This is a genomic window from Bacteroidota bacterium (genome assembly GCA_039111535.1).
Lineage (GTDB): Bacteria > Bacteroidota > Rhodothermia > Rhodothermales > JAHQVL01 > JBCCIM01.
Map to the genome: position 1 here is coordinate 1 of JBCCIM010000218.1, position 10,336 is coordinate 10,336.

A 10,336-nucleotide genomic window follows, 5' to 3' on the forward strand; every position below is an offset into this window, starting at 1 on the left:
CACAATTGCAGAATCGACTGCAACGGCATAATGGACATCCTTTTCACAAGTACTCGGGCGAATATCTACGCCAAGATGTACCTTTGTTCCTGTTGGACATATTGCTGATTTCCTTCTATCTCTGGTCTCGCAGAATGTATCTCGCCATGGGTAAGAATAGTTTGATTCGTCACATTCACCACGGGCCCCTTTTGATGCACTCCCAATCGTATTGTATTTACTCCCCCCGGGCGAGTAAACTTGTGAATTAGCATATGCAGGAGGAGATTCAATCGGGAAACGAATGTTATTTAAATATATTGTTGAATCAATGACTCCAGATCCTGTGCCATTTAATAAATCACCAGGCTTCATAAAAGAAACATCCTGTGCATTTAAACAACAGGTCATGAAGAATGCATTAAGGAGTGATAATTTGATAAACTTCATGGCCATAAGATCGCTATTTATTTAAAACTAATTTACTAGGTATTTGCCGAATGCTATTGTCCATTTCAAAATAGAACGACAGTCCATCACGAAGACTATAAATATACTCACTATTTTTGCATCTGAGATCATTGTGCGAATCACACACAAGTGTGAGTTCAATAGATGACCCTAACTGTAAGAAATTAAGAGAAACGCCAAAGTCAAAATACTCAGCATCAAAAGTGACATCTTTTACCGAATTCGAGTCATTCCAATCGAGTTTCATACCTGCGATTTGAAGGCTTGCCTCCTCTAGGCGAATACTAAAATAGTATTCATGATCAACTACTATGGCTCGCTCTAAATTAGCGCCTTCAGAAGGTAGCAATGCTGGTATATCTAATGCTCTTAGCTTGGCAATAAACAATTCAGACTGACTTTCTACAAGCACAGAGTTTGGTCTTAATAAATCTAATTTGCTGAAAACAATTTCTTTATTCAGCTCTGCTACAGATTTCGTGCTAATTTCAATTGGTAATTTAGTTGTTGCCCATCTGAGCACTAGTTCTCCCGAGTGCTCGGTGATGTTTTCAAAACTATACACTAGTCGTTCTTGGTGCTCATTCTCTTCAGGGCTCACTAGAGTGCGTAGCGCATCTTCGGCTTGATCGTAGTCATATGATCCCCATTGATTCGGTACAGAATTGAATATAACTCTCCAATCTTCATTCTCTTTCGGAACAACAAAAAAAGAATATGTACCGGCTTTGAGAAAGTCTCCGTTAATCGAAACGTCTTGCGAGAACGTCACAGTGGTTGCTTCATTTGCTCCAGCACGCCATACTCTGTCCCATTTCTCTAACCCTCCAAAGACTGTTCGCCCTTTAACTTCCGGGGCTCCGTATGTAACTCTAACTTTTACTGAACCTATGTTACCAACTGCTTCGGCGTTCCTCGCTGATTGAGAAGAGTCAGCGCCTCTTTGTTGAGCAAATGATATGTTCAATTGCATTAGAAATAACATGCATAAAACAAAGATAGCAGACAATGCTCGATGATTTTTCATGGTTTCGTAATTCACAAACAAACTAAGCTATCCTCCATCAGGAATACGCAGCTAAGCTGAGATACTCACTAGTTTATAATTTCGATAGCATATCTAACGTAAGATACAAAAGTAATAACGTGTAAAAACACTCTATATTATACTTCCAGAAATGTGAGTGTTTCAGGTCTTATTCATTCAGTCAACTATCCAAAGGAAACATCCTAATAACAGCCCTCTCGACATCTATATAACTAGTGTCAAATCTTTTAACAAACACAACACTGGAATGCCTCCATTCTCTGATCCAGGTTTCAAGTTAGTGGCGGCACAGGTTTTAGGGTTTTCTTCACACCAGCAGCATATGCTGCTGGTGTCTCGTAATTCAAGCTGCTGTGTGGTCGGTATTCGTTATAACGGCGACGAAACTGCTCCGATAACACCCGGGCTTCTAGTACCGTCGTAAAGATCTCTCGGTTGAGTAGTCCGTCTCGAAAGGTATTGTTAAAACTCTCGATATATCCGTATTGCCAAGGAGCTCCTGGTTCAATGTAACGCGTTTCGACATTTGCTGCAGTGAGATATTCTCGAAGCGCCTTTGCGACGAACTCAGGGCCATTGTCACTTCTCAGATTCGCCGGTGCACCATGGAGCGCAAAGAGCCCATCAAGAACTTCTATCACACGGCGTGAAGTAATACCGCGCGATACATCGATCATAAAACACTCCCGTGTGTATTCGTCCATGACCGGCATGAACTTCATCTGACGCCCATCTTCGGTAGTGTCAAAGAGGAGGTCGATACTCCACACGTGGCCGGGATGAGTTGCCTTTAGCCTGAGACAGCCATTCTCACTCGTTCCCAGGCGTCGCTTCTTGTGCTGCTTCAGAGGCACTTGAAGGCCAGCCTGCTTCCATAGCCTGTGGATGCGTTTCGGATTGACATGCCAGCCTTCTCGGCCTGTAAGCTTCCCTGATATGCTCCCATTAAGCCCAGCATTATGACGCGGGTAAGGGGGGAAAGCTGGGGCATTTGGGCTGGGATGCCACGGAGCAATGCGATGGTGCGGCCAATTGGGTTTTTGCTTTCCTTTTTTGCACAATCGATGCAGTCCGTCACGGCTTCGCGAACCGACTTATAAGATCTCTTCGCCTCCTGGTAGAGTCTGAATCGCAGCAGTGGTCCGTCATCACCGAGTTGGATCAAGTCGCCGGTGAACAGGTGCGTATCATTAATCGCTTTGTCATTGACGAGGACCGTTGTGTTTTCTGATGCACGGATGTGAAACCCGTTGTCCGCTTTGTACAGGTGTGCGTGTATGGGCGCCACCGTTGGTACTTTTGCGGCAGGGAAGTGAATGTCTACATCCGCTGAAGAGCCAATTTTAACGTCATCAGCCATCAAGGTATCACGCGTACCTCTATGATAACCGCTCAGGTGATCGAGGATAACAAGGGTGTCTCTCGAAGCAGAAAACGGGTCATCAGCTGGTGGCATAACAATTTGGGTTGGGTACACAGAGCCAGTAGGAGGCTCCGCAATATACAATTTTGTTGTTTCAATACAGACAATCTTGCGTATGCGCGGGAGGCAGAACTGTTACAGGTGCACAACAATACAGGCCACACGCGCAATGCATGTGACCTGTGTACTGCTGGGCAAGCAAAATCTTGTCATTTCCTGTAGACTTGATCTGAGGCTTAGGGAGCATGCCTCGTTGGATCCTGAATCAAGTTCAGGATACGGCTCATGCTGCTGAAGCAGCATGAGCCTAGTTCTTCTGCTGGGTCTTTACTTTGTAGTGATCAGACCGCAGCTGCTTACGCTGTGATTTCCAGGAGACATCATCGAGGCTAGAAGCTACACCGCGGCTCCGCTCCGCTTTTTCTAGTAGAACATCGGCTTCATAGGTAGCAGCATTTTGTTCGAGGTACACAGCGTTTTCTTGCAAGAGCGCTTCGGCTTCCCGCAACTGACCCATGTCGCGAAGGCCAATGGCTTGCTCTTCATTTAACACCGCGCGCTGCTCAATGGCAGAAACCATGGTTTTCTTGTCGACAGCTTCTTCAACTTCTGCCATGGAATTGGTAAAGGTTGCTGAGATGCTTTGGGCGTGATGCTCTTCTGCCTGCGTCAACATGTTGGCGTATGCGAGGCTGACATCTGCAATTTTATACGTGCCGGTTGTTTTCTCGCCTGACGTTTCCACTTCGAGTAGCACGTACTTTTCCTGTTCGCTGTAAAGCTGGTTCAGGCTTACGTCAACCTGCCGGCCATCAATGGATGCCTCCCGGCCCAATACACTGATAGGACGAATTCCCGGCGCAAGGTTGATGGATACCCGTACATCCTGTGCAACAACCGAGAGAACATCGCCAAATTCCTGGTTGAACATGCCGGCAAGCATATCTGCATGCTCTACAAAATGGTGGTTGCCGTCGCTGCGCATGGCCAGTGCCACCATGAGGTCTTCGTTATACCCGAGGCCGAGCCCGATGGTAGAGACTGAAATGCCATCCTGAATGAGAGAGGCACCAAGGCTACCAAGGGCATCGGGTGTTTCCGGGCCGTGGTTGGCCTGCCCATCCGATAGGAGAATCACGCGGTTTACCCGATTGTCTGCAAGGAATTCCCGGATTTGATTTGCCCCCGTTACCACGCCATCATATAATGCCGTGCCACCGCCGGCAGTGACCTGGCTGATTTTCTGCTCAATTTGCTGGATCTGTGAGAATTCAGTTGCCGGCAGTAACACCTGGGCAGTGTTGTCATACGTAATAATTGACACAACATCCCCTTCACTTAATCGCGAAACAGCTTGCAAGGCGGCGTTCTTTGCTTGCATCATTTTTTCGCCGTTCATAGACCCCGATTTGTCGAGTACAATGGCGACGTTGACGGGTGTTTTAGGGATGTCCTTGGTTATTTTGAAACCGGTCAGGTCAACTTTGATAAATGTGCGTTGTGTAGTGCCGCCCAGCAGCGAAGGATGGCTGATACTGGTTACAAAGCCAATTTGGTTGCCGCTATCCGGATTTACGCCGCCGGCTTTACGGGTGTCAAAGTATTGGAGTGTTATATACGATAGAAACAGTGCGCCGGCTGTTAAGACGAGCGCATTCAGGGATATGCGTAACATGATGCTCTCCTGTTTGATGTGATGAAGTGCTGGAGAGGGGCCCCGACCAGTATGATCTGTTGGTATAACGGAATGACCTGCAAAGTTATTGTGGACTGCAAAATTGTAGACTGGCACTATGCTACGCGAGCAATATTGTGCGGACCATTACGGTCCCATATTTGATCTGTAAATAGGCATTGATTGATATATTGCTGTGGCATATTATCCATTAGATCAGCATGCAAGCACTTCTGATACTACGTTACCACGCTTAGAACGCATGATGAAGTACTTAGGCCAAGCCCCTCAACTGGTCCGTCGCGCACGTTTGACGTTTTTATTGATCGGCGTTGCTGCATTTGCCGGATGTACGTCTGACCCGGTTACCAAGGCCACGGACCGATATACCTGTGATCCTGATAACGGAGGACTGACCCTGCCTGAAGGATTCTGTGCGTATGTGATTATCGATAGCCTTGGCTATGCGCGCCACATGACTGTTGACGAAGAGGGGGATGTGTATGTAGCCATGCGGGCGCGGGGAGAAGATCCGGGTGGCGTTGCTGCGCTACGCGATACAACCGGTAATGGTCGGATTGATGTTGTCGAACGATTCGGAAATTACCAGGGCACGGGTATCGAACTGCACGAAGGCTATCTTTACTTTGGTGCGAGAGATGCCATTTTACGGTTTCCACTTGAGCCCGGCGAACTTTCGCCGGCAGCAGCAGCGGAGATGCTGGTTACCGGATTTCCAGAACAACGTACACACGCAGCAAAACCCTTTGCCTTTGATAACGCCGGCAATCTGTATGTGAACGTGGGCGCACCTTCCAATGTATGCAGGGAAGCTGGCGACTCGAAAATGGGCATCGATCCGTGCCCCCAGCTCGAACAACAGGCAGCCATCTGGCGGTTTAGTGCGGTCCGTTCCAATCAAGACTTTGCCGCTGACGGATACAAATACGCGACGGGTATACGTAATGCCCTTGGGCTCGTCTGGAATCACAACACCAGCGCGCTCTACGCTACGCAGCATGGGCGCGATATGCTGTACACGCTGTGGGGTGAGTACTACACGGAAGCGCAAAGTGCAGATTTGCCGGCTGAGGAGTTTTTCAAAGTACGCGAAGGCGGTAACCTGGGGTGGCCGTACTGTTATTACGACCAGTTTCTTGAAAAACGTATTCGCGCCCCGGAATATGGTGGAGATGGGCAATCTGAAGAAGGGTGTACTACCTACGATTCACCCCTTGTGACCTTTCCCGGTCATTATGGCCCTAATGACCTCATCCTGGTGCAAGGCGAGCACTTTCCGGCGCGCTATGCCGGCGGTGCACTTGTGGCCTTTCATGGCTCATGGAACCGGCGCGACGCCCGCGGCCAGCAAGGCTATCAAGTGGCCTTCATCCCTGCGGATGGCGACGCGTTTTCGACTGAAACAGAGGTCTTTGCAGCGGGCTTCAAAGGCAATGCTATCATTAAAAGCCCCGGCGACGCAGCCCATAGACCAACCGGATTGGCCCAGGGACCCGACGGATCTCTGTACATTAGCGATTCTGTAAAAGGCAAAATCTGGCGGGTCCTGTATCGGGATTGAAGGGAGTGTGCTTTTAACCTTTAACTCTGCTTAGGAAGCCGGAGGTAGCAAACCCGATGAACAAACCCGGGTCCGTAGTAATGCCTTCGTATTTGTCGTTTAAAACCTGCATGTCGTCGATGGCAGCGCGTGCGTTTTCGCCGGCAATTTCTATGGCGCGCGCAGCGTAGAGGATGACCATTTCATTGTCATCCATCAGCAAGTTTGTGAGTGTTTCGAGGGCGCCGGCCGGTTGCCGGTGTTTGAGCAGCGCTGTCGCGGCTTCGATCCTGACAATTGGTGACGTATCACTGAGCGCCTTCCGCAGTGTACCAACAGCATCGCGAGATAAAGACGAAGCTGCCGTATAACCCACAGCACCCCAGTAACGGACGCCGGGTAACGTACTGTTCAGCGCTTGGTCAAATGCAGTGAAGTTGTCTGTCCCAACATGTGCCGCTGCGTTCATATGCACTTCTACATCGTAGGCACCAGATCTGGCCCAATCATATGGGGCACTGCCTCCTGCTTGCAGCGCCATTTCTATTTCCGGGATAAAGCCAAGGTCGTAGTTGTCAACCAGATGCTCGTTTAATGCCTCCTGCAAACGCGTCTTTATTTCAGCAAAGGCAGGGTCCGCCGCCAGGTTGTTCAGGTGTTGCGGATCTTCAAACGAATCATACAACTCCTCGATGGGTTTTGTTGGGCCGGCAAAATGGGTTTGTGCCGGCGTCATGGCCCCTTTGGCTGCCTCAGCGTAGAAGACGTGCCTGATTGCACCCTGGTCGGGCCATGCGGTCTGCTGGTTATAGCTCAGGTGGGGCATGTAGTGCCGTACATAATGGTACCGCTGATCGCGCACGGATCGCGACATGTCGATGGCTTCGTCGATCCTGTCGCGATGCCCGAATACATACCGGTGTAAAGGCCCTGCTGCCGGACCCAGAAAAGGGACACCCTGCATGTAGGGTGGCACAGCGACGCCAGTAAGGCTAAGCACGGTAGGACCAAAGTCGGCAAAATTCACGAGTCGGTCTGTTGTTGCGCCGGCATCGAGTGGCGCCAGGTGTTGGTATTTCTCGGGGAAACGAACAAGCAAGGGCACGTGCATGCCGGAGTCCAGTAGTGCACGTTTGTGCCGCGGGAGGCCTGAGCCGTGGTCCGAATAAAAGAAAATGATGGTATCGTCCATCAGTCCGTCAGCTTCAAGACGGGCCAGAACCTCACCCACTTGTTTGTCCATCACCGTAACACAGTCGTAAAACCGGGCGATGGTTTGGCGGACAAGTGGCGTGTCTGGGTAGTACGGCGGTACCGGTGCTGCTGCCGGGTCATGAATTTGTTCAGGGGTTAGCGCGCTTTGAACCTCAGCTTGAAACGTTTCATAAGGCCAAACCATGCTGCGAGACTGGTGGGATACCATGTGGTTGAAGACAGCAAAAAAGGGTTGTTCTTCTGCTCGCCCGCGCCAGTCAGCTGTTGCACTGTTTTCATTCCAGGAAGCCGCAATAATTGTATCGGCGCGTCCGGAATTGTAATCAGTTTTGACGTTGTTGGTGGTATAGTAGCCGGCATCGCGGAGCAGCGCCGGGAATCCGTCCCAGCCTTCCGGCAGCGGGTAATCGGATCGCATTTGGTGCGCGCCCTGCACCGAGGCCATCATCCCGTTGATCAGAGCAGCACGCGATGGCGAGCAAACGGGTGCTGTGGCAAAGGCATGAGAGTAAATGATGCTCTCGCCGGCGAGCTCGTCGAGATTGGGTGTTACCGCGTAGGTATCACCCAGATAGCCCAAAACCGGACTCATGTCCTCCGCCGTGATCCAAAGAATATTGGGTGGGGGGAGGTCTGGCGGTGTTGTACAATTCAGATTCGCAAACAGTAGAAAAATGCAGGCAAACGGAGCCAGCTGACGGGGTGCGTTCATGGGATACTCAACACTGAATGAATGCAGGCGGAGTCAGAACTTATTCCAATTATGCATGAGGATCAAATTTGTGGGATATATGCGGTCGGAATTGTGTCACGTTGCACCACCTGTTCGTAGCTACAGGGGATGGTTTTGTCTGATTTTTTCCTATTTTGAAGGCACGTCACACACGTGTCACCAGGTTGTAGTGCGGCGGGAGAAGAAGTGCGCGAGGTAGACCATCAGCAATACCCAGATCCATCATGTCAAAATTTATCGCGTGTCTTTTTATTGTTTCGATGGGCATATCGTCATGCGATTCAGCTGATGACCCCTCACCATCTGAGTATAATGCCATCCTTTCCAATTTGGCCACGAATGTAATTACCGCAACATACGACGACCTGAATGATGCAGCCGCTGAGTTATTGGATGCAGTGACCGGATACGCTGAAAGCAGTACGCAGGCTCGGCTCAATGCGGCCCAGTCTGCCTGGGTTGCCGCGCGCGAACCCTGGGAGGCCTCAGAAGGATTTTTGTTTGGCCCTGTGATATCAGAAGGTTACAACCTTGCGCTTGATACCTGGCCGATTTCTAAAGCAGATCTGGACGACGTGATGGGCCGGCCTGTGGTGCTTTCTGTAAATTACGTCTCGGACCTGCTGGGAAATGAAAAGGGATACCACACCATTGAATTCCTTTTGTTTGGGGCAGATGGTGGAAAGGAGCCGCTGGACTTCACGCAACGCGAAATTGCATACCTCGTTGCCGCAACGCAAGTCTTGAAAAACACTACGCAGGCGTTGTTAGATACGTGGGCCGTTGGCGGGGGCAACTTTGGGGCAAACCTGATTGACGCCGGCACAACAGGCAGCGTCTACCCAAGCGAGACGGTTGCCATGCAGCTTGTTGTTGAAAGCCTGATTTCCCTCGCGGACGACGTGGCTAACACAAAAATTGAGACACCCCTTGCAACGCAGGATGCGTTTAGTGCTGAGTCGCGGTTCAGCCGTAATTCGGTCAACGACTTCTTGCACAATATCCAGAGCATCCGCAACGTGTATACGGGTGATTATGGTACAGTCGGGGGAGAAGGGCTCGCTGAGTTTATTGCGCGACAGGATGCAGCGCTTAACGAGCGTTTTGCAGGAGAACTGGATATCGCAACCGCTGCCATTGAAGCGATTCCCGAGAGTTTTCGTGATGCGTTGGTTGCTGACCCCGATGCAATTGTTCGGGCCCAGGTTGCGGTTTTTGCGGTACATGAAACACTGGTGGAGCGCATCAGGCCTTTGATACGTTGAGATTCAGATAGGACACCTTTCATCGTTAGTCATGTTTGTTTATCGTGTTGTTGCATTTCTGAATGCTATAATTCACGGATAGGGTCTTCTTTCGGGGCAGTCAGCTATAGATTAGTACACCGACCCTGCAAGAGAATTTTAACTGTTAAGGTTTAAAGAATAGAATCATCCCTTACTATAATTCCGATCAAAGGAGTTGAAAGGCGAAATAAATTGTACGTATCTTTATTTGGATTAAGTCTAAATAAAGATACTTGCAGTGTCATATGTATAAATTCGCACAATGTATTCTAGCAGTGGTAATCATGGGAATGCCGGCAATGGCGTTCGGGCAATCAGAAATGGGGCAGCTCGCCGGCCGGATTACCGATAACAGTGGACAACCGCTTCCAGGTGCCAACATAGTTTTAGAAGACAATGAGCGGGGGACAGCCGCGGATGCTTTTGGGCGTTATAACTTCAGAGATCTAAAACCTGGCAATTACAACGTATTGGTCACTTATGTAGGGTTTAAGTCATCAACTTTTCTTGTTGAAGTTAAATCAGGAGTGCTGACAAGATTGGATGCAAAGCTTCATGATGATGCTGCAGTTATTGGAGAGATTGTCATCCAGAATGAAAAGTTTATCCGAAACCTTCAAGAAACTCAGACTAGTGTAAATGTAGTCAGTGCTGAAGAAATCGAGGCGCTGGCAATTCGTGATTGGCGGGAGGCTGGGCGTATAATTGGTAATTTTCAGAACGATGCGTTTGGCGGATTTACGATTCGCGGCATATCAATCAATGGCGTAGGTTTTGGAGGACAGGGACAGACAGCGCAGTTTTATATCGATGGCGTTGCACAATCGTCAATCGGTACAAGATTTGGTTCTCGTGGTGTGTGGGACGCGGAGGCATTTGAGGTCTTCAGGGGGCCGCAATCTACCGTAAGTGGCCGCAATGCGTTAATCGGGTCTGTTGCTCTTC

At 49.5% G+C, this 10,336-nt stretch carries 9 protein-coding genes; 3 read left to right on the top strand and 6 right to left on the bottom strand.

Annotation, left to right across the window (positions count from 1 at the left end; translation table 11 throughout):
- The 5 genes from AAF564_23195 to AAF564_23215 all read right to left on the bottom strand — a co-directional run.
- On the bottom strand, positions 1–435 hold a 435-nt coding region (locus AAF564_23195), incomplete at its 3' end, for a hypothetical protein (GenBank protein MEM8488473.1).
- 7 nt (positions 436–442) lie between these two features.
- Positions 443–1,477 carry a DUF2911 domain-containing protein gene (locus AAF564_23200; protein MEM8488474.1) on the bottom strand — a complete coding sequence of 345 codons (1,035 nt, stop codon included), beginning with the start codon at positions 1,475–1,477 and terminating at the stop codon, positions 443–445.
- 293 nt (positions 1,478–1,770) lie between these two features.
- Positions 1,771–2,436, bottom strand: coding sequence for an IS3 family transposase (locus tag AAF564_23205; GenBank protein MEM8488475.1), 666 nt, complete (start codon positions 2,434–2,436; stop codon positions 1,771–1,773).
- The gene (locus AAF564_23210; GenBank protein ID MEM8488476.1) at positions 2,343–2,954 is read right to left on the bottom strand and encodes an FHA domain-containing protein; all 612 of its coding nucleotides are present in this window, start codon (positions 2,952–2,954) and stop codon (positions 2,343–2,345) included. Before AAF564_23210 ends, AAF564_23205 begins: the two co-directional genes overlap by 94 nt.
- A gap of 274 nt (positions 2,955–3,228) precedes the next feature.
- A complete protein-coding gene (locus tag AAF564_23215) occupies positions 3,229–4,596 on the bottom strand; it encodes a VWA domain-containing protein (protein ID MEM8488477.1) in 1,368 nt (455 codons plus the stop codon).
- Positions 4,597–4,858: 262 nt separating this feature from the next.
- On the opposite strand from AAF564_23215, the gene AAF564_23220 reads away from it, so the two are divergent.
- Positions 4,859–6,178 (top strand): PQQ-dependent sugar dehydrogenase, encoded by a 1,320-nt coding sequence (locus tag AAF564_23220; protein ID MEM8488478.1) that lies wholly within the window; start codon positions 4,859–4,861, stop codon positions 6,176–6,178.
- A 13-nt stretch (positions 6,179–6,191) separates the two neighbouring features.
- Here the strand turns inward: AAF564_23220 and AAF564_23225 are convergent, their stop codons facing one another.
- Complete coding sequence (locus AAF564_23225) at positions 6,192–8,084, bottom strand: sulfatase-like hydrolase/transferase (protein ID MEM8488479.1); 1,893 nt, start codon at positions 8,082–8,084, stop codon at positions 6,192–6,194.
- Between the two features lie 245 nt (positions 8,085–8,329).
- On the opposite strand from AAF564_23225, the gene AAF564_23230 reads away from it, so the two are divergent.
- Both AAF564_23230 and AAF564_23235 read left to right on the top strand, forming a co-directional pair.
- Positions 8,330–9,370: an imelysin family protein gene (locus AAF564_23230; GenBank protein MEM8488480.1), complete on the top strand. Its 1,041-nt coding sequence runs from the start codon at positions 8,330–8,332 to the stop codon at positions 9,368–9,370.
- Positions 9,371–9,636: 266 nt separating this feature from the next.
- Positions 9,637–10,336 (top strand): TonB-dependent receptor (locus tag AAF564_23235; protein MEM8488481.1); only part of this gene is annotated, 700 nt, incomplete at its 3' end.